The following is a 22,186-nucleotide window of genomic DNA, read 5'->3' as shown; positions in this document are numbered from 1 at the left end:
AATCCATCCCGGACTCATGCATAGCGGCAAACTCTTCAGTACAATAGCGCTTCTATTGTGATCAACCTTTGCAAACAGGAAACCCTGATGATTCTGCTGACTACTAACTACGGTGACATCAAACTCGAACTGGATTATGACAAGGCACCGGAAACCGCCAAAAATTTTGAGCAGTATGTACGAGACGGTTTTTACGACGGCCTGATTTTCCACCGTGTCATCAGCAACTTCATGATTCAGGGCGGCGGCTTTGAGCCCGGCATGGCGCCGCGCAAAACCCGCGACCCGATCCAGAATGAAGCCGACAACGGCCTGAGCAACATGCAGGGCACCATTGCTATGGCCCGTACCATGGACCCTCACTCCGCCACCGCTCAGTTCTTTATTAACGTTGAGAACAATGGTTTCCTCGATCACACTGCCAAAAACGCAGAAGGCTGGGGCTACTGCGTATTCGGCAAGGTTTCCGAAGGCATGGACACAGTCAATAAGATCCGCGCTGTGCGCACCACCATGCGCGCAGGCCACCAGGATGTACCCGCCGACGATGTCGTTATTGAAAAGGCTGAGGTTCTGGAGGACGCGTGACCACGCTGTTTATTTCAGATCTGCACCTGGAGGAATCGCGTCCGGACATTACGGACGCTTTCCTTTTGTTCCTGAAGGAAAAGGCTCAGGGTACCGAGACACTCTATATCCTCGGGGATTTCTTCGAAGCCTGGATTGGCGACGATGAGAGAACGCCGCTCCAGGAACGGGTCGCTGATGCACTGCGCGAACTCAATGCCAGCGGCACGAACATCTACCTGATGCACGGCAACCGGGATTTTCTGATCGGAGAGGAGTTCTGCTCCCGCTCTGGCGCCACTCTGCTCGAAGACCCCACTGTGATCGACCTGGATGGCACCCCTACCCTGCTGATGCACGGCGACAGCCTGTGTACCGCAGACGTGGAGTACCAGAAATTCCGGGCCAACATGCGCAACCCGCAGATGATCAGCATGATGCTCGCCCGTCCCCTGGCAGATCGCCAGCAGATGGCCCGCCAGCTTCGGGAAATCAGCATGGCCAAGAATCAGGGAAAGGCCGAGTCCATCATGGACGTAACGCCTGAAGAGGTCGTCAGGGAACTGGAAAAACATGGTGTTCAGCGAATGATTCACGGCCACACCCACCGGCCAGCGGTTCACCAAATGGAAGCGAACGGCAAGCCGGCTGAGAGGATTGTTCTGGGCGACTGGGACAAACATGTCTGGTGGATAGAGGCACAGCCCGGAAAGGCACCATCGTTGAAGAGCCAACCCCTCTAGGCATCAGCAGGTCGGGCCCAGCCCGATCTGCTTCCTCAATCAGTGCTGCAAGATCTGTTGAAGGAACTTCTGAGCCCTGGGCTCCTTCGGATTGGAAAAGAATTCTTGTGGTGGCGCCTGTTCAACAATTTCCCCCGCGTCCATAAAAATCACGCGATCTGCAACAGTTTTGGCAAACCCCATTTCATGGGTTACGCAAAGCATGGTCATTCCGCTTCCCGCCAACTCGATCATCACATCCAGCACCTCGGCAATCATTTCAGGATCAAGCGCAGATGTTGGTTCATCAAACAGCATGATCTTCGGTTTCATACAAAGCGCTCGGGCAATAGCCACCCGCTGCTGCTGCCCACCCGACAATTGTCCCGGGTATTTGTTTGCCTGATCGGGTATTCGTACCCGCTCCAGATACTCCATCGCAGTGGATTCCGCCTCTTTTCGCGGAATTTTCTTGACCCACACAGGCGCCAGACAGCAATTTTCAAGCACCGTCAAATGGGGAAACAGGTTGAAGTGCTGAAACACCATACCAACATCCCGGCGAACACTGTCGATCTGGCGCACATCATCGGTCAGCTCAATATCATCCACGATGATGCTGCCATGCTGGTGTTCTTCCAGACGATTAATGCAACGGATAAACGTGGATTTACCTGACCCCGAGGGACCGCAAATCACGATTTTCTCCCCCTGCCTTACCGTAAGGTTAAGGTTCTTGAGGACATGAAAGCCGCCATACCACTTGTGAACACCCTCAATCCGGATAATGTCCGGCTTGACTGCAGGCTGCTGTCCACCCGGTGATGACTGCGCATCGATACCAGAAGCTTCATTGAGCATTGTGTTATCCATCACGATTTATGACCAGTGTCGAGTTTACGTTCAAGGCTTTGGCTGTATCTGGAGATACCGAAGCAGAAGACCCAGAAACAGAACGCCACAAATACGTAGCCTTCGACAGCAACGTTCTGCCAAGAGGGGTCTGTGACCGTAGATTGGACCGTTCCCAGAATATCCAGCAGGCCGATAATGAGTACCAGCGTGGTGTCCTTGAACAGTGAGATAAAGGTATTAACAATGCCCGGGATGACCAGCTTCAGCGCCTGGGGAAGCACCACCAGCCCCATTTTCCGCCAATACCCAAGCCCCAGCGCGCTTGCGGCTTCATATTGTCCCCGCGGAATCGCCTGCAAGCCGCCGCGAATCACCTCAGCCATGTAGGCCGACTGCCACAATGTGATACCGATCAGGGCACGCGCAAGCTTTTCGAAATTGAGTCCCTCAGGGAGAAACAGCGGCAACATCACCGATGCCATAAAAAGCACGGTGATCAGCGGAACCGCCCGCCACACCTCAATGAACACAACACACAGCCCGCGAATAATCGGCATCTCTGAACGGCGCCCAAGCGCCAACAGGATACCTATGGGCAACGACGCAATAATGCCGATATAGGCAAGAATCAACGTCAACATCAAACCGCCCCACTTGGTGCTCTCAACCTCAGAAAGCCCGAATGGCCCACCAGGGATGAGGATATAGCCCGCCACAGGCAAACCGACGACCCCGAATAATCCGAGCCACTTCCTCCCGGGAAATCTCTCTATGAACTGGGGAACAAATGCCACAGCAAGCAACAGGAACATAAGATCAACCCGCCACTGTTGCTCGCCCGGATAAAATCCATAAATAAAGAAATCCAGTCGCTGGCTGATAAACACCCAGCAGGCACCAGCACCGCTACAATCCTTGGGGTCACTACCCATGAAGTTGGCATCAACAAAGAACCAACTGATCAGCGGCCCGACACTGGTCACGATCAGATAGGCAACTACCAGCGTGAGCACCACGTTGTACCAGGTTGAGAACAGGTTTCTTTTCATCCATTGAATCGGGCCAATCGCCTTTTTTGGCGGCATCACACTCAGGTCGGTCATCATCGCTCCTTAATGGCTACGGCCCGGTTGTACAGGTTCATAAGCAACGAGATCAGCAAACTGATGGTTAGATACACCGCCATGGTCATCGCGACTACTTCAACCGCCTGCCCTGTCTGATTCAGCGTTGTCCCCATAAACACCGCCACAAGATCGGGATAGCCAATGGCCGTCGCGAGCGATGAGTTCTTGACCAGGTTCAGGTATTGGCTGGTGAGTGGCGGGATAATGACCCTCAACGACTGTGGAATAACCACTAAACGAAGCGTTAACCGGTTTGGAAGCCCCAACGCGTTAGCGGCCTCTGTCTGCCCCTTGCTGACAGACAAAATCCCGGAACGCACAATTTCCGCAATAAAGCTTGCGGTATATAAAGACAACGCAATCCAGAGCGCTGCCAGCTCGGGAATGACAGTGATACCACCTTTAAAGTTGAACCCCTTCAGTGCGGGCACATCCCATCCGAGAGGGTCCCCGGCGATGACATAAGCCACGAAAGGCACGGTAACCAGAATGGCGAGGGCGACTTTGACCATTGGAAAGCGCTCCCCGGTTGCAAGCTGCCTTTTCCTAGCCCACTTTGCCACCCAAACGACTGCAAAGACCGCGAGCACAACCCCGGCAATAAATAGGCCGAAGCCCTCCTGGGGTACCGGTTGCGGAAGATAGAGCCCCCGATTGTTGATAAACAGAGCGCTGCCCAGATCCGCACTCTGGCGCGGCGAGGGCAAGTTGCTGAGAACAGCGAAGTACCAGAAGAAAATCTGCAGGAGCAACGGAATGTTCCGAATAACCTCGATGTAGACCAGAGCCAACTTGGCAATCAGCCAGTTACTGGACAGGCGGGCCACCCCGATAATGAACCCCAGAACCGTTGCAGCAATCACACCCATGCAAGAAACAAGAAGGGTGTTGGCCAGGCCGACCCAGAAAGTCCGGCCGTAAGACATGGTCGCGTCGTAAGGTACCAGGTGCATGATAATGCCAAACCCGGCTGTCTCATCGAGGAAACCAAAGCCGGTGCTGATCCCCCGACTCGCCATGTTGGATAGCGTATTCTCTACGAGAACCCACCCACCCCAAAATACGAGCGCAATAGCAAGTGTTTGATAGACAAGCGAGCGTACTCGCGGGTCATACCACGGTTTAACCCCATAAGTTCGGGCATTGATCGCTTGTTTTTTCATGCGTTCCCTGATCAGCCGAGCAACTACTGAGTGCATCAGATACGGCAGCGCACCCGCCAGATCGACAGGTCACGCTGCGTGCTTTTCAGGTATTAGCGGACGGGAGGAGCGTAGAGGATGCCGCCGTCGTTCCAGAGAGCATTGATGCCCCGGTCGAGGCCAAGAGGGGTGTCAGGGCCGACGTTTCGATCGTAGATCTCACCGTAATTACCCACCAGAGACACAACTTTGTATCCGAAGTCCGCTGGAAGACCAAGCTTCGCACCCATGTCCCCGTCTGTACCCAGGAGGCGCTGAATGCTCGGATTATCAGACTTGAGCATATCGTCGGCATTCGAACTGGTAACGCCCAGTTCTTCCGCGTTGATCTGTACAGACAGCACCCACTTTACGATATTGAACCACTGATCATCCCCCTGGCGGACGACCGGCCCCAGCGGCTCTTTGGAAATGGTATTGGGCAGAATTTTTGCCGAGCTGGGGTCAGCCAGTTTGGAACGCAATGCTGCCAACTGGGAGCGATCCGAAGTCAGTACGTCGCAACGACCGGCGGCAAAACCCTGCACAGTCTGTTCAGATGTATCAAATACAATAGGCTTGAACTCCATGCTTTTGGCGCGGAAATAATCTGCGAGATTCAATTCAGTGGTTGTACCGGCCTGAATACAGACAGTCGCACCATCGAGCTCAGCCGCGTCGTTTACACCGATATCTTTGCTTACGAGAAAGCCCTGCCCATCGTAGTAATTCACACCGGCGAAATTGAGGCCCAGCGATACGTCCCGGGTAAGAGTCCACGTGGTATTTCTGGACAGCACGTCAATCTCACCTGACTGCAGTGCAGTAAAACGCTCTTTGGCTGTCAGCGGTGTAAAGTCAACAGCTTTAGGGTCACCAAAAATGGCGGCGGCCATTGCGCGACAGGTATCTACATCAATCCCTGTCCAGTTGCCTTTTTCGTCCGGCTGAGAGAAGCCCGGAAGGCCCGTGGTTACGCCACACTGCAGACGTCCTTTCTCCATGACATTTTCAAGTGTGGTGGCGGCCATAACACCTGACGCCACAGTGGCTCCTAACGCCAACGCTACACCCAGAGCAATAGATTTCGCCTTTCTCATCCTGATATCTCCAAACGTCGATTGGTTTATCCGCTGAGAAGGCAGTTGAGCAAGTTGCGAGCCAAAGCCCACAACCTATTGATTTAAAAAAGGGGAATGTAAAGCATAAGAACAAAATAAAAGAATATATGAAATGAGAGTCCTGAACATGCACAGCAATTGTGCCTAACCACCGACAGGATGCACCAAAAGATTGTCTGGCTCCCTGTACGTCTCCAGCCGCTTCATCCAGCCAGCCAGCCAGCGGGTTCGCTCTATTTCATTGTCAGCATTTTGCGCCCGCCGGGTGAGCACCCTGCCTGCGGCTTCCCTGAAACGATCCAGAGCCGGATGGTCGTCCACCGAATCCATCTCGACCAACACCTGGCGCAGCCCCCAGCCCTGCCCTTTATAGCGTTCGCTTTCGGAAAGTCCTTCCCCCTTGAAATTGACGTAGTCCACCAGGGCATAGACACCGCCCGGGGTAGAAGCAAGCGCTCGCAGATGGCCAATGACAGCGTCCCTGACCTCACCCTCCGGGACTGCGGCAATAATGTTGGCCAGTGAACCCCCGGCTCTCTGGAACATAAACCTGGCCTGAACACCCTGAGTTTCCGCAAGGAACTCCCGAAACTCTGCCACACGGTCTGAATTCTCAAGTTCAAGAAACGACGACCGGTCTGGCCAGGGCGCATCCAGAGGATCCAGGCTTTGAAGCCAACCCGGGACAGATGCTTTCCGCTGAATCATGTATTGGACAAGATCCGGAAAGCTTTCCGTGAACTTTCCATTCACACCTTCCGGATACCAGATGAAATGGCCGATGCCGAGGGAGGGAAATGCTTCGCCTACATTCCAGTGCACAAGACATTCAAACTGACCAGCGCATTCATTCTGAAAGATCTTCTGCCCCACCCAATCCAACTCGGCAGGCTGAAGGATCAGTTCGATGTCCCGGTCCAGTTTCGCGGCAGCCGTCGGTACTTCATCGCTGCCCCCCTCACATCCTGCAAGGAGCGCAGCCAAACAGAACATCAGTATCACCAGGCCATTCTTCAGCAGGGCACTCTTCACCAGGGCACTCTTCATCAGGGCGCTTGTCACCACCGCTCACCTCTCCCATGATCCAGGCCAGATAGTGCCGGATCATAACAGCGAGCGATGATGGAACGATATGCCAGCGTGATGTACTGGTTTACTGCTCAACAAAAGCCCGTTCGATCACGTAGTGTCCCATATCTCCACCACGCGCTTCCCTGAAGCCCATATTGTCCAGGATCGCGCAGGTATCCTTGAGCATGCTCGGGCTACCACAGATCATGAAACGATCATTTTCAACATCAAACTTCGGCAATCCGAGATCAGTTGTGATCTTTCCGGTTTCCATTGCATCCGTTAGGCGCCCCTGGTTGCGGAATTCTTCCCGCGTTACCGTCGGGTAGTACAGCAGTTTGCCCTGAACCATTTCGCCGAAGAATTCATTTTCAGGGAGCGCTTCGATATCTTTCTGATATGCCAGCTCAGATACGTAGCGAACGCCGTGGGTCAGAATGACTTTGTCGAATGCCTCGTATACTTCCGGGTCCTTAATGATGCTCATAAAAGGAGCCAGCCCTGTTCCGGTGCTGATCAGCCAGAGATTCTTGCCGGGCAGAAGGTTGTCCAGAATGAGGGTTCCAGTAGGTTTCCGGCTCACCAGAATTTCATCACCCGGCTGGATCTTTTGCAGTCTGGATGTCAGCGGGCCGTCCTGTACTTTAATAGAGAAGAATTCAAGCTCTTCTTCGTAGTTCGCACTGGCAATGCTGTACGCCCGCATCAACGGTTTGCCATCAGTCTCCAGACCGATCATCACAAAGTGTCCGTTCTTGAATCGCAGGCCGGGGTCACGGCTGGTCTTGAAGCTGAACAGGGTATCATTCCAGTGGTGAACGCTGGTGACGGTTTCTTTAATAAGATTGCTCATTTGTCGGTAGACCTCTTACCCATGCGGCGCACGCTACACTAATGACAGCGGCTAAAGTTCAAGTTTGAATTGCGTTCATTGTATCCCGACACTAACCTATCGGGAAAACGGGATATTTTCATAACCTTATTCGACTAAATCGATATAGAGCGTTCCGACATGAAATACAGTTTCCGGCAACTGGAAGTCTTCCTCGCCGCGGCACATTTCCAGAACATAACCCGCGCCGCCGAATCCCTGGCGATGTCACAGTCTGCCGCCAGTAGCGCACTGAAAGAACTGGAAAACCAGTTTGACATCCAGCTGTTCGACCGGGTTGGCAAACGATTGCAACTGAACGAATTAGGACGCCTCTACCGCCCTAAAGTGGAAGCCGTTCTGGCCCAGGCCAATGAACTCGAACAGGCCTTCAGCAAACATACCGAGGTCGGAGCTTTGAAAGTCGGGGCAACACTCACTATCGGTAACTATCTGGCCGTCGGGGTTATGGCCCAATACATGAATACCCCTACCCACCCCCGGGTATCGCTGGAGGTTGCCAACACCAGCACCATTGCCCGGCGGGTCCGGGACTTCGAACTTGATATCGGATTGATTGAGGGCGAACTGCAATCCTCAGAGCTGGAGGTTTTGCCATGGCGCGGGGATGAACTGGTGGTGTTCTGTTCACCAGACCACCCCTATGCCCGCAAACAGAGCCTGACGGATGACGACCTCAGGGCGGCCACCTGGATCATGCGGGAACAGGGGTCAGGTACCCGCCAGAGTTTTGAAAGAGGGATGCACGGTTTGCTCCCTGACCTGAATGTGCTGCTCGAACTGGAACACACTGAAGCAATCAAACGCGCCGTAGAAGCAAATCTCGGCATCGGGTGTTTGTCCGAGGTGGTTCTGGCAGATGCCTTCAGGCGCGGAAGCCTGGTTCCTCTGAGGGTTCCAGACCACAGGCGATTCGACCGCCAGTTCTACTTTATCCTGCACAAGCAGAAATACCGCAGCGCTGGCATCGATGCCTGGATGGCGCTTTGCCGGGAACTTTAAGAACCCGGTTGCAGCACCACCAAGGCCGTTATCTGCAGATTACTGGATCGGGCCGCTGTGGAACCGGAATTCCGAATCAGGCTCTTCAATGAGGCGCCGTTCTATGGCCAGAAACTCCGCAACTCTCTCATCCACAGGGCCTCCATTGGCCTGTTCAGCCAGCGCCAGGTAGTCCTGATAGTGACGCGCCTCTGATTTGAGCAGACTGTTGTAGAAGTCAGCCAGTCGATCATCCAGATACGGGGCAAGTTCGGCAAATCGCTCGCAGGACCGAGCTTCAATAATCGCGCCGACAATCAAAACATCAACAAGGCGGCCCGGATCGTCCTTGCGAACTTCCTCCCGCAGCCCGGCTGCATACCGGGCGGGGCTCAGATGGCCGTATTCCACACCACGCTTTTTCATAATGGCCAACACCTGCTCAAAATGCCGCAATTCCTCACGGGCCAGCCGGGACATTTTGTTCAGAAGATCGGTATTATCGACATAGCGATACATCAGACTCAGCGCGGTTGATGCTGCCTTCTTTTCACAATGGGCATGGTCGATCAGCATCAGATCCTGATTGGCCAAGGCATTATCTATCCACTGCCGGGGCGTGCGGCAAGGTAAAAAATTTCGGATCTCTTGCAGGGCGTCATTCATGTTGGCATACGGGGTGATTCAATGGAGCGCGGGAGTATATCGCACTCAAGCACTGCCATAACAGAAGCATCAGACCACTGTCCAACTTAACTTTATAAGGGGTTTCCTATAGAATGCAGCGCCAGATCAGGGTGTCTCTGAATAAAACCTGTTATCACCGGCGGCGATTTGAGGCGTTATTCAGAGGCTCCCGTGGCCTTTTGCCGTAAAACACCCGCCAGGCATGACGCCATCGGCGCGGAAAATTCCAACTGATGAGGGTCCATATCGTGTTAGAAGCCTATCGTGAACACGTTAAAGAACGTGAAGCTCTGGGTATTCCTCCCAAGCCGCTGAACGCCGAGCAGACCGCAGCCCTGGTTGAGCTGCTGAAAAACCCGCCGGCCGGTGAAGAAGAAACACTCGTTTACCTCCTGGAAAACCGTATTCCGCCTGGCGTGGATGAAGCCGCCTACGTGAAAGCCGCTTTCCTGACCGCTATCGTTAAAGACGAAGCGTCTTCCCCGCTGATTGACAAGAGCAAAGCAGTCCAGCTGCTGGGCATGATGCAGGGTGGCTATAACATCGCCACTCTGGTTGAGCTTCTGGACAACGCTGACCTGGCCGAACTGGCCGGCGAGCAGCTGAAAAAAACCCTGCTGATGTTCGACGCCTTCAACGACGTGAAGGAAAAAATGGACGCCGGCAACGCTGTCGCCAAGAGCATCATGGAATCCTGGGCCAACGCCGAGTGGTTCACTGGCAAGAAAGCCGTACCCGAGAGCATGAAGATGGTCGTGTTCAAGGTGACTGGCGAAACCAACACTGACGACCTTTCGCCAGCCCCCGATGCCTGGTCCCGTCCGGACATCCCGCTGCACGCCCGCGCCATGTACAAAATGGAGCGCGACGGCCTGAACCCGGAAGAGCCCGGCGTAACTGGTCCACTCAAGCAGATCGAAGACATCCAGTCCAAAGGCCTGCCTGTTGCCTTTGTTGGTGACGTTGTCGGTACCGGTTCTTCCCGTAAGTCCGGCACCAACTCCGTGCTGTGGTACTTCGGTGAAGACATGCCTGGCGTACCGAACAAGCGCGCCGGCGGTGTCTGTATCGGTAACAAGGTTGCCCCGATCTTCTTCAACACCATGGAAGATGCCGGCGCCCTGGTATTTGAAGCTCCTGTCGACGATATGAACATGGGCGACGTCATTGAGATTCGCCCTTATGATGGCAAGATCCTGAACGAAGCCGGTGAAGTGATCTCAGAGTTTGGCTTCAAATCCGACGTCATCCTGGACGAAGTTCAGGCCGGCGGTCGTATCCCGCTGATCATTGGTCGTGGTCTGACCAACAAGGCCCGCGAAGTTCTGGGTCTGGGCGCTACCGACACCTTCCGTCTGCCGGTTGACCCGGAAGCTGGTACCAAAGGCTTCTCACTGGCCCAGAAGATGGTTGGCAAGGCCTGCGGTCTGGAAGAAGGCAAAGGCGTTCGTCCTGGCACCTACTGCGAGCCGAAGATGACCACCGTTGGCTCTCAGGACACCACTGGCCCGATGACCCGTGACGAACTGAAAGACCTGGCGTGTCTGGGCTTCCAGGCTGACCTGGTTATGCAGTCTTTCTGTCACACTGCGGCTTATCCGAAGCCGGTAGACGTTGAGATGCAGCATACCATGCCGGACTTCATCCAGACTCGTGGCGGTGTTGCCCTGCGTCCTGGTGACGGCATCATCCACTCATGGCTGAACCGCATGCTCCTGCCAGACACCGTCGGTACCGGTGGTGACTCCCACACCCGTTTCCCGATGGGTATCTCCTTCCCGGCTGGTTCCGGTCTGGTTGCTTTCGCAGCCGCTACCGGCGTAATGCCGCTGGATATGCCTGAGTCCGTTCTGGTTCGCTTCAAAGGCGAAATGCAGCCGGGCATCACTCTGCGTGATCTGGTACACGCCATTCCGCTGTACGGCATCAAGCAAGGCATCCTGACTGTTGAGAAGAAAGGCAAGATCAACGAATTCTCCGGCCGCATCCTGGAGATCGAAGGTCTGGAGCAACTGACCGTTGAGCAGGCGTTCGAACTGTCTGACGCTTCCGCTGAGCGTTCCGCTGCCGGCTGTACCATCAACCTGTCTGAAGACTCTGTTGCTGAGTACCTGCGTTCCAACATCACCATGCTGCGCTGGATGATTGCTGAAGGTTACGGCGATCCGCGTACCCTGGAGCGTCGCGCCAAAGCCATGGAAGAATGGCTGGCGAACCCGAGCCTGATGCGTGCCGACAAGGACGCTGAATACGCTCACGTCATCGAAATCGATCTGGCTGACATCAAAGAGCCGATCGTTTGCTGCCCGAACGATCCGGACGATGCCAAGTTCCTGTCTGAAGTCGCTGGCGACAAGGTTGACGAAGTGTTCATCGGTTCCTGCATGACCAACATCGGTCACTTCCGTGCCGCTGGCAAGCTTCTGGAACAGCACAAGGGCCCTCTGAGCACTCGTCTGTGGATGTCTCCGCCGACCAAGATGGACCAGGCACAGCTGATGGAAGAAGGTTACTTCAACACCTACGGCACAGCCGGTGTTCGCACCGAGATGCCGGGCTGCTCCCTGTGCATGGGTAACCAGGCACGTGTGGCTCCGAAGTCTACCGTTCTGTCCACTTCTACCCGTAACTTCCCGAACCGTCTGGGTGATGGCGCCAACGTGTACCTGACCTCTGCGGAACTGGCTGCTGTCGGCGCGGTGCTGGGCAAACTGCCTTCACCTGCGGAGTACATGGAGTACGCCAAGGATCTGAACAGCATGTCGAAAGAGATCTACAAGTATCTCAACTTCGACCAGATGGAAGACTATACCAAGAAGGCCGCTGAAGCTTCTGTTGAATAAGCTTCCACCTGAAAGGTGATCTTCAGGAAACGCCAGCCCACGGGCTGGCGTTTTTTTATGCCCGAATATCCGTTGAGACAAAAAAAGGGCCCCCGCAGGAGCCCTCTTCAATACTGACAACGTCAAAGACGCAGGGACTTACCGGTGAATATGCTGGTACTCTCCAGCATCACGGGTCGCGAGGCTGACAACCATGATTGCAATCCAGGACAGAATAAAGCCAGGAATAATCTCATAGACACCCGGGCCACCCATAAACTCACCACTCCAGCCCAGGGAAGTCCAGATCATAACGGTCGCTGCACCAACCACCATGCCGGCGATAGCGCCTGCACCGTTGGTACGACGCCACATCAGAGACAGGATAATCAGCGGACCAAATGCCGCACCAAATCCAGCCCAGGCGTGTGCCACCAGAGACAGTACCTGTGAGTTCGGGTCAGACGCGATCACCGCAGCAACCAGGCCAACCAGCACAACACACACGCGACCAACGTTCACGCATTCTTTATCACTGGCCTCCTTGCGCAGGAACAGACGATAGAAGTCCTCGGTCAGCGATGAGGACGACACAAGCAACTGACTGGAGATAGTACTCATCACGGCAGCCAGAAGCGCAGCATAGAGGAAACCGGTAATCAGCGGGTGGAACAGCAGGTCAGACAGGATGATGAAGATGGTTTCCGGATCAGCGATGTCCATACCGTTACGCACAGCGTAGGCGCGGCCAAACACACCCAGAGAAATCGCACCAATCAGGGAAATACCCATCCAACCCATACCGATATTACGAGCTGTTGGCACGTCTTCAACCGTACGGATCGCCATGAATCGGACAATAATGTGAGGCTGACCGAAGTAACCCAGACCCCAGGTAACCGCTGACAACCAACCAATAAAGGTCAGACCTTCCGTCCAGGAAAGCAGCGTGGGATCAACGGAATTCAGAGTCTCGGAAGCCTGGGCGAAGCCGCCGCCACCTTCGCCAAACAGCACCACCGCGGGCATGATGACCAACGCGAGCATCATGATGCAACCCTGAACGAAGTCAGTCATGCTCACCGCGAGGAAGCCACCTACAACGGTGTAGGCGAGAACAACGCCCAGAGTGATAACGATACCCACTGCGTAATCACTCAAGCCACCAAAATTGAAGATCCCGGAGAACGCGCTTTCAAACAGCTTACCGCCCGCAACCAGGCCAGAGGCTGTGTACACAGCAAAGAAAATAACGATAACGACAGCGGAAACAGTCCGCAGTGACAGCGCCTGGGTCGGAAAACGGTTGGCGAGGAAGGATGGAATGGTAATGGCATTGCCATAGTGAACTGTCTGTTCCCTCAGACGCGGAGCGACCAGGAGCCAGTTAAAGAAAGCACCAACGAAGAGCCCAATGCCGATCCAGGCAGACGCCAGGCCGGTTACATATAGCGCCCCGGGAAGCCCAAGAAGCAGCCAACCACTCATATCTGAGGCGCCAGCAGAGAGAGCAGCCACCTTGGGACTGAGCGCACGACCGCCCAACATGTAGTCTTCCGAGGAAGACGTCGCTCTACGCATCGCGTAGACGCCGATGGCAATCATCAGCGCAAAATAAGCAAATAGACTGACCCACACACCAATGGCCATAAGAAGGTTCTCCTGTTAAGCGAGCCGGATTTCATCAATCCTGGATGTGAGTGCAACGCCCGACGCTGCCGGAAAGCTGCACCCTTATTCTTTTTTACCCGAACTCCATGGTGACTGGAGCAAGGCCTGAAACTGGGACCAGCCCTGCCCCACAAAAGGGCAAAGGGGACTGAAACAGCGGCCTTGAGCTAATACGCTTGGACGGGCCTCCAGCCCTGTTAACTTAGTATTACTACTAACACCACACTTACAAAATCCTACGATTTTTTTATAAATTCGTCCGAAAAGGCCTGATAACTCTAAAATTCAGGCTACTTTTTCACCAAATCGTAACTTCGTAGGTGTAATTCCCTTGTGCTTTTTTAGTGCGTTGGTCAGCGCACCCTGTGATGAGAAGCCCGTCCGGAAACTGACTTCCGATACAGATAATGATGTGGAAACCAGCAGCTCGGCAGCATGGTCCAGCCGGGTCTGCAGTAGAAATTGATGGGGGGTCAGTCCGGTGAGATCACGAAACAACTCATGAAACCGGCTGACACTGAGGCAAGCAACGCCTGCGAGGTCCCGAACACTGATCTTTCGATGCAAATTTTCCATAACATATCGGCGAACGACATCAGGGCTCAGGGTATTCCGGGTGCCGGATTCCCGGCGACGATGATTCATACGTTCAGCCATACAGTGAAGAATACTCGCTGCCAGGTGACGTTTTAGCCCGTCATTGTCCGGTGCCCGATCAAACTCACCCGCTGCAAACTGCACTAATCCCTGCAATTTGCTATCCATTTCAAGGGTATGGGGCTTTTCGAACAGTGGCGCGAGGCGTTCGTAGTCGGCGTGAGCCGGTGCGTTGATGGCGGGAAAATAGGGGTCCAGATTAATAACCAGAACATGATTCTGGTTATCCCCACAGTAGTCATGACGGGCTTCAGTGGGGACCAGACACGCTCTCCAGGTGTCCAGGCGGGAACCAGTGCCATCAACACTCAGGTCAGCATTACCCTGAACCCCAACCACGATCTGGTGGTGTTCATGGCGATGCTGATGGGATGCTATCGGCAATTTGAGTAACCGGGCGTCCAGCATAACCTGAAACAGTGCCTTTTAAGTGAGAACGTTACTCAATTAAAGCAGATCTGAGTGAAACTTGCACATCAGGTCCCGCACATTTTCGTTTACCTGCTCAAGAGGCGCTGCAGCATCAACGATACTGTAACGCTGCTGATCCGCCTCCGCCCGACTCAGGTAGGTATCCCGAATACGCTGGAAGAATGACACCGCTTCCTGCTCGAAGCGATCCAGCTCGCCCCTTTGACGAGCCCTGGCCATGCCCGTTTCCACCGGAGCATCAAGCAGGATGATATGATCCGGGCGAACGTCGCCCTGCACCAGCTGTTCCAGCAAAGCAATCCGGCCCTCAGGTACGCCCCGGCCGCCGCCCTGATAGGCGAAGGTCGCATCTGTAAAGCGGTCACAAAGCACCCAGGTACCCTGTTCGAGTGTCGGTATAATCCGGGTATGCAGATGTTGCGCCCGGGCAGCGAACATTAGTAGCAACTCGGTAATATCATTGACGGGTTCATCCCTGGGGGCTAGCAACAACTCCCGAATTGCCTCCGCCATGGGCGTCCCGCCCGGTTCCCTGGTGACGATAAAATCAACACCCAGGGATTTGAGAGTCTCTGCAGCATTCACCAACTGGGTCGATTTACCAACGCCCTCGGTACCTTCAAAGGTAATAAACTGTCCACGACTCGCCATCAGGACCCACCATCCGCTTGCTCTTTACTGGAGGGAGACGAACGATAGTCGTCACGCCGATTCAGCTGAAATTCACGCACGGCCTTCTGGTGCTCTCTGAGGGTCCGTGAAAACTTGTGCGTACCGTCGCCCCGGGCGACGAAATACAGTGCCTCCCCGTCATCGGGATTCAATGCCGCGTGAATGGCTTCACGCCCCGGCAATGCAATCGGTGTAGGCGGAAGTCCATTGATACGATAGGTGTTGTAGGGGGTGTAAGTCCGTAAATCGCGGCTACCGATGCGCCCCTTGTATTTATCGCCCATGCCATAGATAACCGTAGGATCCGTCTGCAGCCGCATCCCCTTCTCAAGACGGCGAACAAACACCCCGGCAACCTGCTCGCGTTCGTGAGGGGCACCCGTCTCCCGCTCAACAATGGAAGCCATGATCAGGGCCTCGTAAGGGGTGTCGTATGGGAGCCCTTCTTCCCGACCAGCCCACTCTTCGGCCAACACGTCGGACATCTTCTGATAAGCGCGACGAATAAGGTCCAGATCTGTTTCACTGCTGACAAACAGGTAGGTATCCGGGAAGAAGCGCCCTTCAGGGTGTTCACCCTCCGCCCCCAGGGATTTCATGATCTCTTCATCGGTCCAGTCCGCCGTTTCCTGACTCAGGCGCGGGCTCTGGGCAAGAGCTGCCCGCATCTCCCGAAACGTCCAGCCTTCAATGAACTGGATGGACCAATGTTTGGTATCGCCCGCAACCATTGCTTCAACCATGGCTTTCGGGGTCATACCGTCTGAAAACTCGTACTCACCCGCTTTGATCCGGGCCTGTTCAGGATACAGCCTGCCATAGAGGCGCAACCACAAACTGTCCGCCACCAGGCCTTCGCTCTCAAGCTTTCTGGCAATCTGACTGAAAGCCGAACCGCTGGGAACATCGAACAACAAGGGTTCTTCGAGCGTGATGGGGCGATCCAGCGTTTGCATTCCTTGCCACACCCAGAGACCGGATCCGGCAATGATCAGTACCAGAGCGCAAAGCGCTATAATCATCAACTTCTTGAACAAACGAATTATTCCAATAGTTCGAAAGGATTGCAGATTGTCGCAAGTCCACCATCGACAGGCAAATTACGCCCTGCCAGGTTACGAACCGGCACCACACCCAACACACTGTTCAACAGGTAAACCCCGAGGCAGAATTCCGAGAGCACATCCCCGACTTCCACTGGTCGTTCCTGAACAACTTCACCTTGCTGCCGCAGGCGTTCCAGCACCCACTGTCGCATAATGCCTGAAACTGCCAGATCCCGGGCGGGTGGTGTAAGCCAGCCGTCACAGGACTTCACGAGTAGATTGGTCCGGGTCCCTTCAACCAGATGTCCGGCGGGATTCGACATAATCAGCTCAAAGACCGCCCCATCCAACTCCCGGGACGCCATAACCTGCTCCAGGCGATTAAGAGATTTGATACCGGAAAGAAGCGGATTCACGGATAAGGTTACACTGGAAAAATCCGCCACCACCCCTTCATCGGCAGTCGCAGGCGGCACAGGCCCGCAGGCCACCAACAAGTTCGGAGTCATTCCCGCATCAGGACGGTATCCCCGGCCACCTGCGCCGCGGGTGAGCGTCAGCTTCAGAACCCATCCTTTGGAAGGATCGTCACTGCCCCAGCGCTCAGCGGCCTGCCTGGCAACAGCGTCCAGCTCTTTGAGAGAAACCGCTATTCCCAGGCGCCGGGCGTCACGCACCATTCGATCGAGGTGCCGGGGCAAAAGAACACTCTTTCGCCCCTGCATCCGGATCGTCTCAAACAAACCGTCGCCGTATGCCAGCCCCCGGTCATTAACAGGAAGACCACTCTCATCGGCCCAGAACAGGTTAACCATACCTGTCCGTCAGGCGTCGAAGCGTCGGAAGATCAGTGTACCGTTAGTGCCACCAAACCCGAATGAGTTGGAAAGCGCGACGCGAACATCGGATTTGCGCGCCTTATTTGGCACAAAATCAAGGTCGCACCCCTCATCGGCGTTTTCGAGGTTGATGGTCGGCGGCAGAATTCCATCACGGAGTGCCAACACCGAGAAGATCCCCTCAACCGCACCGGCCGCGCCCAGCAGATGGCCGGTCATGGATTTGGTACTACTCATCGCAAGTTTGTCTGCGTGGTCACCAAAAACACTTCGTACCGCGGCCACTTCAGCTACATCACCGACCTGGGTAGACGTCCCATGAGCATTGATGTAGTCCACTTCGTCCGGACTGATACCGGCATCGCGGATAGCATTAACCATGGAACGTGCCGCGCCTTCGCCACTTTCCGGGGGGGCCGTGATGTGATGGGCGTCATCACTCATCCCGAAGCCAATCACCTCACCATAGATCGTGGCGCCACGGGCCTTCGCATGCTCCAGTTCCTCCAGCACGACAACTCCGGCGCCGTCACTAAGAACAAAACCATCGCGATCCTTATCCCAGGGACGGCTCGCTTTTTCTGGCTCATCATTACGGGTAGAGAGCGCCCGCGCAGCGGAGAAAGCAGCCACACCGGTTCGTGTAGTGGCCATTTCCGAGCCACCTGCGAGCATCACATCCGCATCACCGTAAGCGATAGTGCGGGCAGCATAGCCAATGTTGTGGGTTCCGGTTGTGCAAGCCGTAACAATGGCAATATTCGGTCCCTTGAAACCAAATCGAATCGCCGCATTGCCGGAAATCATATTGATCACGGAGGCCGGCACAAAGAATGGAGAAACCTTACGCGGGCCAGACTTATCCATGGTCAGAACCGTTTTCTCGATGTATTCGAGACCACCAATTCCAGAGCCGATGGCAACGCCTACCCGCTCTTTGTCCAGGCCATCATAATCGTCCAGCCCGCTATCATCGACGGCCTGCTGAGCCGCGATCAGGCCATAATGAATAAACGCATCGAGCTTTCGGGCTTCTTTTGATGAGAGCCACGCATCAAGATCAAGATCCTTGATAGCACCACCAATGCGGGTGTTGTAGTCCGTCGCATCGAAGCGATCAATCATTCCGATTCCGCTACGTCCAGCCTGAATGCCTTCCCAGGTGCTTTTCACATCATTCCCAAGAGGGGAGAGCATGCCCATACCCGTGATGACGACTCTTCGCTTACCCATAACTTCGTTCACCTGATCTTAATCCGTGTGATTGCTATCGCCGATTGAACCTGTTTTCCAGGCAATAAAAAAGCCGTCCTTTATTTTACAACAAGGACGGCTTCGCCTGGCTTCTTGAAATGCAGAGTATCAGGTGTGCGCGACGATGTAGTCGATTGCGTCCTGAACGGTGCCCAGCTTTTCGGCCTCTTCATCAGGAATTTCAGTTTCAAATTCCTCTTCCAGTGCCATTACCAGCTCGACGGTGTCCAGTGAGTCAGCGCCAAGATCCTCTACAAAAGAAGATGTGTTCTGAACTTCGGACTCTTTAACGCCCAACTGTTCGCAAACAATCTTCTTAACGCGCTCTTCAACTGTACTCATAATGTCCTCACTTTATGTATCAACCAAGCAACTCAAGTGCTGCCAGTTTAGATTAAACCCTACCTGCAAACAAGCAGGGATTCGGTTAAACATGTTGTGCGACAAGGGGTTGCATTCCGCTAACCCCACGCCACTTAGCCCATGTACATTCCGCCGTTCACGTGAATGGTTTCACCCGTCACGTAGCCAGCTGCATCTGAGGCCAGGAAAGCAACAACCGCTGCCACTTCTTCCGGCTCACCCAAACGACCCGCGGGTATGATTTCCAGCATAGCCCCACGCTGCTTGTCGTCCAGTTTTTTTGTCATGTCTGTGTCAATAAAACCCGGTGCCACACAATTCGCAGTGATGCCGCGGTTTGACATTTCCTTGGCGAGACTCCGGGTAAAGCCTTCTACGCCGGCTTTTGCCGCGCAGTAGTTACCCTGCCCCGGGTTGCCCATACCAGCCACAACCGAGCTGATATTGATAATACGCCCCCATTTGGCCTTGGCCATACCACGCAATACCGCCTTGCTGGTGCGATAAACGCTGGACAGATTGGTTTCCAGAACCGAGGTCCAGTCGTCGTCCTTCAAACGCATCAGGAGGTTATCACGGGTGATACCGGCGTTGTTCACAAGAATCTGAGGCGCTCCGGTCTTCTCGACCATTGCCTTCAGACCTGCATCAATGCTCTCGGCATCAGCAACGTTCATGACGATACCGTAGCCCTTGAGCCCGGCAGACTCCAGATCACGAGTGATGGATTCAGCACCTTCAGCACTGGTAGCTGTACCAACAACCTCAGCACCCTGCTTCGCCAGCGCATGGGCAATCGCCTTTCCGATACCGCGGGTCGCACCCGTAACCAGAGCGATCTTTCCTTCCAGAGACATGAATGACTCCCTTTCGTTATGACTCGCCGAACGCGTTCAACGCCTTGGCCAGAGAATCCGGATCTTCGACACTATGCACCGTCAGATTCCGGTCGATTCGTTTGATCAGGCCCGCGAGGACTTTACCCGTGCCGCATTCTACGGCCTGTTCCACGCCATTTGCGACCAGAGTCCTTACGGAATCAGTCCACAGAACAGGTGAATATAGCTGCTTCAGCAAATTGGCCTTGAGTGTACCTGAATCCGTCTCGGCAGCAGCGTGAACATTTTGTATAACGGGGATGACAGCATCGTTAAAACGAACTTCATCCAGCGCGCCTGCCAGCTCTTCCGCTGCATCTTTCATCAGGGCGCAGTGAGAAGGAACACTGACCGGCAAAGGCATGGCTTTGCGGGCGCCCTTTTCCTTGCAGGCTTCAATTGCACGCTCAACGGCCGCCGATGATCCGGCAATAACCACCTGACCCGGCGCATTGAAGTTAACCGCAGAGACCACGTCACCCTCGGCTGCGCTTTCACAGGCGGCAACCACATCGGCGTCTTCAAGGCCCAGAATAGCTGCCATTTTGCCTTCGCCGGCAGGTACAGCTTCCTGCATGAGCTCACCGCGCAGGCGAACCAGCTTGACCGCCTCGACGAAGTCCAGGCTTTCTGCCGCTACCAGGGCGCTGTACTCGCCGAGGCTGTGGCCGGCTACAAAGTCCGGCGCAGAGCCGCCGGCTACCAGCCACTGGCGCCAAAGGGCGACACTGGCTGTCAGCAGCGCAGGCTGGGTAATCATGGTTTGATTAAGTTCCTCTACCGGACCTTTCTGACAAACATGCCACAGGTCGTAGCCAAGCACATTAGACGCTTCGGCAAAGGTTTTGTTGATGATGGGCCACGCCTCGGCAGCTGCTGCAAGCATGCCAACCGACTGGGAGCCCTGACCGGGAAAAATAAACGCTGATTTCATAGGCAGAATCTTATCGTCATTGAGCGGTTTCGGGAGATTAGCCAATAGTACAAGTCTGGACGATTATCCGGACTTATGAGACAGAAAAGGAACAGACTTTAGTCTCAGAGGATCAAAGCATCAAATCGTCCAGGCGCTCATTGATGCGTCGCGGCACTTCAAGCTCGACTTCTTTGACCGCCTGCCGGATAGCCGCCAGCATGGCTCTTTCATTGGCATTGCCGTGACTTTTGATGACCACTCCCTGGAGACCCAGCAGGCTGGCGCCATTGTGACGGGAAGGGTCCATCAACTGCAGAAGACGACCAATGATGGGACGGGCAAGCAAACCAACCAGACGCCCGTACAGGTTTTTGGTGAACGCCTGTTCCATCAACTCGATCAGCAGGCCCGCGACACCCTCACCGGTTTTCAGGGCAATATTACCGACGAAACCATCACACACCACCACATCCGCCACATCCCGGAACAGATCGCTGCCCTCAACATAGCCGATATAGTTTATGGTTTCACATTGGGCCAGCATGTGAGACGCCAGGCGAACCTGCTCATTACCTTTGATTTCTTCCTCGCCAACATTGAGCAACGCCACACGAGGCTCGGACTGCCGGGAAATGGCAGACGCCATCAATGAGCCCATCAAGGCATACTGATAGAGGTTCTCGGCCGTCGAATCGACGTTTGCTCCGAGATCGAGAACGTGGCAACGCCCACGGAGAGAAGGAATAAGCTTGGAAATGGCAGGGCGCTCTATACCGGGATACATGCGTATCACGGAACGACCAAAAGCCATCAGGGCACCGGTGTTACCAGCACTCACACACCCCTGGGCCTCGCCATCACGAACCAACCCCAGGGCCACAGCCATTGATGAATTTTTCTTGTGTCTGAGCGCGTGGGATGGGCGCTCATTCATGCGCACCACATCGGCGGCCTCAACAACACTGATTCTGGCATGCCCTTCACGCAACAAAGCCTCAAGCTCGCTCCGGATACCAACCAGAACAAGACTCAAGGCTTCGTTTTCGCGCACCGCTTCCAGAGCCGCGGAGACCACAACCGAAGGGCCGCGGTCACCGCTCATGGCATCAATCGCGATGGTGACCGGTTTCACCGTTCGTCCATCCGACATTGTGCGGTGCTTGCCTGCAACGAAATTACTCGTCGCGAGCTTCGATTACCTGCTTACCACGGTAGAAACCGTCAGGAGACACGTGGTGACGACGATGAACTTCGCCAGTAGTCGCGTCGGTAGACAGAGTCGCAGCAGTCAGTGCGTCGTGTGAACGGCGCATGCCACGCTTGGAACGGGTCTTACGGTTTTGCTGTACAGCCATGATTGTGCTCCTGACCTGTTAACGTAAACTTCAATAACGTTTGTTCGTAAAATCGCGCAGCTTCCTTCCTTAGAAAG

General features: G+C 54.7%; 22 protein-coding genes. 4 read left to right on the top strand and 18 right to left on the bottom strand.

Features of this window, described 5'->3' with window-relative positions; all coding sequences use genetic code 11:
- Window positions 1-87: 87 nt before the first annotated feature.
- Both FWJ25_RS05820 and FWJ25_RS05815 read left to right on the top strand, forming a co-directional pair.
- The gene (locus tag FWJ25_RS05820; RefSeq protein ID WP_149599319.1) at window positions 88-588 is read left to right on the top strand and encodes a peptidylprolyl isomerase; all 501 of its coding nucleotides are present in this window, start codon (window positions 88-90) and stop codon (window positions 586-588) included.
- Entirely contained in the window at window positions 585-1,310 is a 726-nt protein-coding gene (locus FWJ25_RS05815) for a UDP-2,3-diacylglucosamine diphosphatase (protein ID WP_149599318.1), read from the top strand. The genes FWJ25_RS05820 and FWJ25_RS05815 overlap by 4 nt, the downstream gene beginning before the upstream one ends.
- A 39-nt stretch (window positions 1,311-1,349) precedes the next feature.
- Here FWJ25_RS05815 and FWJ25_RS05810 read toward each other — a convergent pair whose 3' ends face one another.
- From FWJ25_RS05810 to FWJ25_RS05785, 6 genes are all read right to left on the bottom strand, one after another.
- Window positions 1,350-2,150, bottom strand: a complete 801-nt coding sequence (locus FWJ25_RS05810) for an amino acid ABC transporter ATP-binding protein (RefSeq protein WP_188093582.1) — start codon at window positions 2,148-2,150, stop codon at window positions 1,350-1,352.
- An 11-nt stretch (window positions 2,151-2,161) separates the two neighbouring features.
- On the bottom strand, window positions 2,162-3,247 hold the full coding sequence (locus tag FWJ25_RS05805) for an amino acid ABC transporter permease (RefSeq protein ID WP_149599317.1): 1,086 nt from the start codon (window positions 3,245-3,247) through the stop codon (window positions 2,162-2,164).
- A complete protein-coding gene (locus FWJ25_RS05800; RefSeq protein ID WP_149599316.1) occupies window positions 3,247-4,434 on the bottom strand; it encodes an amino acid ABC transporter permease in 1,188 nt (395 codons plus the stop codon). The genes FWJ25_RS05805 and FWJ25_RS05800 overlap by 1 nt, the downstream gene beginning before the upstream one ends.
- 92 nt (window positions 4,435-4,526) lie before the next feature.
- A complete protein-coding gene (locus tag FWJ25_RS05795; protein WP_149599315.1) occupies window positions 4,527-5,552 on the bottom strand; it encodes an amino acid ABC transporter substrate-binding protein in 1,026 nt (341 codons plus the stop codon).
- A 165-nt stretch (window positions 5,553-5,717) separates the two neighbouring features.
- Window positions 5,718-6,638, bottom strand: a complete 921-nt coding sequence (locus FWJ25_RS05790) for a hypothetical protein (RefSeq protein WP_246166667.1) — start codon at window positions 6,636-6,638, stop codon at window positions 5,718-5,720.
- 88 nt (window positions 6,639-6,726) lie between these two features.
- The gene (locus tag FWJ25_RS05785; protein WP_149599314.1) at window positions 6,727-7,497 is read right to left on the bottom strand and encodes a ferredoxin--NADP reductase; all 771 of its coding nucleotides are present in this window, start codon (window positions 7,495-7,497) and stop codon (window positions 6,727-6,729) included.
- A gap of 159 nt (window positions 7,498-7,656) precedes the next feature.
- Here FWJ25_RS05785 and FWJ25_RS05780 point away from each other — a divergent pair, with 159 nt between their 5' ends.
- The gene (locus FWJ25_RS05780; RefSeq protein WP_149599313.1) at window positions 7,657-8,538 is read left to right on the top strand and encodes a LysR substrate-binding domain-containing protein; all 882 of its coding nucleotides are present in this window, start codon (window positions 7,657-7,659) and stop codon (window positions 8,536-8,538) included.
- 39 nt (window positions 8,539-8,577) lie between these two features.
- Here the strand turns inward: FWJ25_RS05780 and FWJ25_RS05775 are convergent, their stop codons facing one another.
- On the bottom strand, window positions 8,578-9,183 hold the full coding sequence (locus tag FWJ25_RS05775) for a MiaE family protein (protein WP_149599312.1): 606 nt from the start codon (window positions 9,181-9,183) through the stop codon (window positions 8,578-8,580).
- Between the two features lie 269 nt (window positions 9,184-9,452).
- Between FWJ25_RS05775 and FWJ25_RS05770 the strand changes: the two genes are divergently transcribed.
- Entirely contained in the window at window positions 9,453-12,047 is a 2,595-nt protein-coding gene (locus tag FWJ25_RS05770; RefSeq protein ID WP_149599619.1) for a bifunctional aconitate hydratase 2/2-methylisocitrate dehydratase, read from the top strand.
- A gap of 138 nt (window positions 12,048-12,185) precedes the next feature.
- Here FWJ25_RS05770 and putP read toward each other — a convergent pair whose 3' ends face one another.
- The 11 genes from putP to rpmF all read right to left on the bottom strand — a co-directional run bounded on the left by putP (window position 12,186) and on the right by rpmF (window position 22,109).
- Window positions 12,186-13,676 (bottom strand): sodium/proline symporter PutP, encoded by a 1,491-nt coding sequence (gene putP / locus FWJ25_RS05765; RefSeq protein ID WP_149599311.1) that lies wholly within the window; start codon window positions 13,674-13,676, stop codon window positions 12,186-12,188.
- A gap of 306 nt (window positions 13,677-13,982) precedes the next feature.
- Window positions 13,983-14,762 (bottom strand): AraC family transcriptional regulator, encoded by a 780-nt coding sequence (locus FWJ25_RS05760; protein ID WP_149599310.1) that lies wholly within the window; start codon window positions 14,760-14,762, stop codon window positions 13,983-13,985.
- 39 nt (window positions 14,763-14,801) lie between these two features.
- Window positions 14,802-15,437, bottom strand: coding sequence for a dTMP kinase (gene tmk / locus FWJ25_RS05755; protein WP_149599309.1), 636 nt, complete (start codon window positions 15,435-15,437; stop codon window positions 14,802-14,804).
- A complete protein-coding gene (gene mltG, locus FWJ25_RS05750; protein WP_246166666.1) occupies window positions 15,437-16,495 on the bottom strand; it encodes an endolytic transglycosylase MltG in 1,059 nt (352 codons plus the stop codon). Before mltG ends, tmk begins: the two co-directional genes overlap by 1 nt.
- Before the next feature lie 5 nt (window positions 16,496-16,500).
- On the bottom strand, window positions 16,501-17,319 hold the full coding sequence (locus FWJ25_RS05745) for an aminotransferase class IV (RefSeq protein WP_149599307.1): 819 nt from the start codon (window positions 17,317-17,319) through the stop codon (window positions 16,501-16,503).
- Between the two features lie 9 nt (window positions 17,320-17,328).
- Window positions 17,329-18,576 (bottom strand): beta-ketoacyl-ACP synthase II, encoded by a 1,248-nt coding sequence (gene fabF, locus FWJ25_RS05740; protein ID WP_149599306.1) that lies wholly within the window; start codon window positions 18,574-18,576, stop codon window positions 17,329-17,331.
- Window positions 18,577-18,705: 129 nt separating this feature from the next.
- The gene (acpP, locus tag FWJ25_RS05735) at window positions 18,706-18,939 is read right to left on the bottom strand and encodes an acyl carrier protein (protein ID WP_008938713.1); all 234 of its coding nucleotides are present in this window, start codon (window positions 18,937-18,939) and stop codon (window positions 18,706-18,708) included.
- A gap of 134 nt (window positions 18,940-19,073) precedes the next feature.
- Window positions 19,074-19,817, bottom strand: coding sequence for a 3-oxoacyl-ACP reductase FabG (fabG, locus tag FWJ25_RS05730; RefSeq protein ID WP_149599305.1), 744 nt, complete (start codon window positions 19,815-19,817; stop codon window positions 19,074-19,076).
- A gap of 16 nt (window positions 19,818-19,833) precedes the next feature.
- Window positions 19,834-20,772, bottom strand: coding sequence for an ACP S-malonyltransferase (gene fabD / locus FWJ25_RS05725; protein WP_149599304.1), 939 nt, complete (start codon window positions 20,770-20,772; stop codon window positions 19,834-19,836).
- A gap of 112 nt (window positions 20,773-20,884) precedes the next feature.
- Window positions 20,885-21,886: a phosphate acyltransferase PlsX gene (plsX, locus tag FWJ25_RS05720; protein ID WP_438616556.1), complete on the bottom strand. Its 1,002-nt coding sequence runs from the start codon at window positions 21,884-21,886 to the stop codon at window positions 20,885-20,887.
- A 43-nt stretch (window positions 21,887-21,929) separates the two neighbouring features.
- Window positions 21,930-22,109, bottom strand: a complete 180-nt coding sequence (gene rpmF / locus FWJ25_RS05715; protein ID WP_149599302.1) for a 50S ribosomal protein L32 — start codon at window positions 22,107-22,109, stop codon at window positions 21,930-21,932.
- Between the last annotated feature and the right edge of the window lie 77 nt (window positions 22,110-22,186).

Origin of the sequence: Marinobacter salinexigens, assembly GCF_008370345.1 — a bacterium.
GTDB lineage: Bacteria > Pseudomonadota > Gammaproteobacteria > Pseudomonadales > Oleiphilaceae > Marinobacter > Marinobacter salinexigens.
The sequence above is the reverse complement of the archived record's forward strand: the minus strand, read 5'-3'. Positions and strand labels throughout refer to the sequence as shown.

Bases quoted from the DNA above. Each gene is read 5' to 3' on its own strand.
- FWJ25_RS05820 (WP_149599319.1), top strand. From the start codon at position 88: ATGATTCTGCTGACTACTAACTACGGTGACATCAAACTCGAACTGGAT.
- FWJ25_RS05810 (WP_188093582.1), bottom strand. From the start codon at position 2,150: ATGCTCAATGAAGCTTCTGGTATCGATGCGCAGTCATCACCGGGTGGA.
- FWJ25_RS05805 (WP_149599317.1), bottom strand. From the start codon at position 3,247: ATGACCGACCTGAGTGTGATGCCGCCAAAAAAGGCGATTGGCCCGATT.
- FWJ25_RS05800 (WP_149599316.1), bottom strand. From the start codon at position 4,434: ATGAAAAAACAAGCGATCAATGCCCGAACTTATGGGGTTAAACCGTGG.
- FWJ25_RS05795 (WP_149599315.1), bottom strand. From the start codon at position 5,552: ATGAGAAAGGCGAAATCTATTGCTCTGGGTGTAGCGTTGGCGTTAGGA.
- FWJ25_RS05785 (WP_149599314.1), bottom strand. From the start codon at position 7,497: ATGAGCAATCTTATTAAAGAAACCGTCACCAGCGTTCACCACTGGAAT.
- FWJ25_RS05780 (WP_149599313.1), top strand. From the start codon at position 7,657: ATGAAATACAGTTTCCGGCAACTGGAAGTCTTCCTCGCCGCGGCACAT.
- FWJ25_RS05775 (WP_149599312.1), bottom strand. From the start codon at position 9,183: ATGAATGACGCCCTGCAAGAGATCCGAAATTTTTTACCTTGCCGCACG.
- putP (WP_149599311.1), bottom strand. From the start codon at position 13,676: ATGGCCATTGGTGTGTGGGTCAGTCTATTTGCTTATTTTGCGCTGATG.
- FWJ25_RS05760 (WP_149599310.1), bottom strand. From the start codon at position 14,762: ATGCTGGACGCCCGGTTACTCAAATTGCCGATAGCATCCCATCAGCAT.
- tmk (WP_149599309.1), bottom strand. From the start codon at position 15,437: ATGGCGAGTCGTGGACAGTTTATTACCTTTGAAGGTACCGAGGGCGTT.
- FWJ25_RS05745 (WP_149599307.1), bottom strand. From the start codon at position 17,319: ATGGTTAACCTGTTCTGGGCCGATGAGAGTGGTCTTCCTGTTAATGAC.
- fabF (WP_149599306.1), bottom strand. From the start codon at position 18,576: ATGGGTAAGCGAAGAGTCGTCATCACGGGTATGGGCATGCTCTCCCCT.
- acpP (WP_008938713.1), bottom strand. From the start codon at position 18,939: ATGAGTACAGTTGAAGAGCGCGTTAAGAAGATTGTTTGCGAACAGTTG.
- fabG (WP_149599305.1), bottom strand. From the start codon at position 19,817: ATGTCTCTGGAAGGAAAGATCGCTCTGGTTACGGGTGCGACCCGCGGT.
- fabD (WP_149599304.1), bottom strand. From the start codon at position 20,772: ATGAAATCAGCGTTTATTTTTCCCGGTCAGGGCTCCCAGTCGGTTGGC.
- rpmF (WP_149599302.1), bottom strand. From the start codon at position 22,109: ATGGCTGTACAGCAAAACCGTAAGACCCGTTCCAAGCGTGGCATGCGC.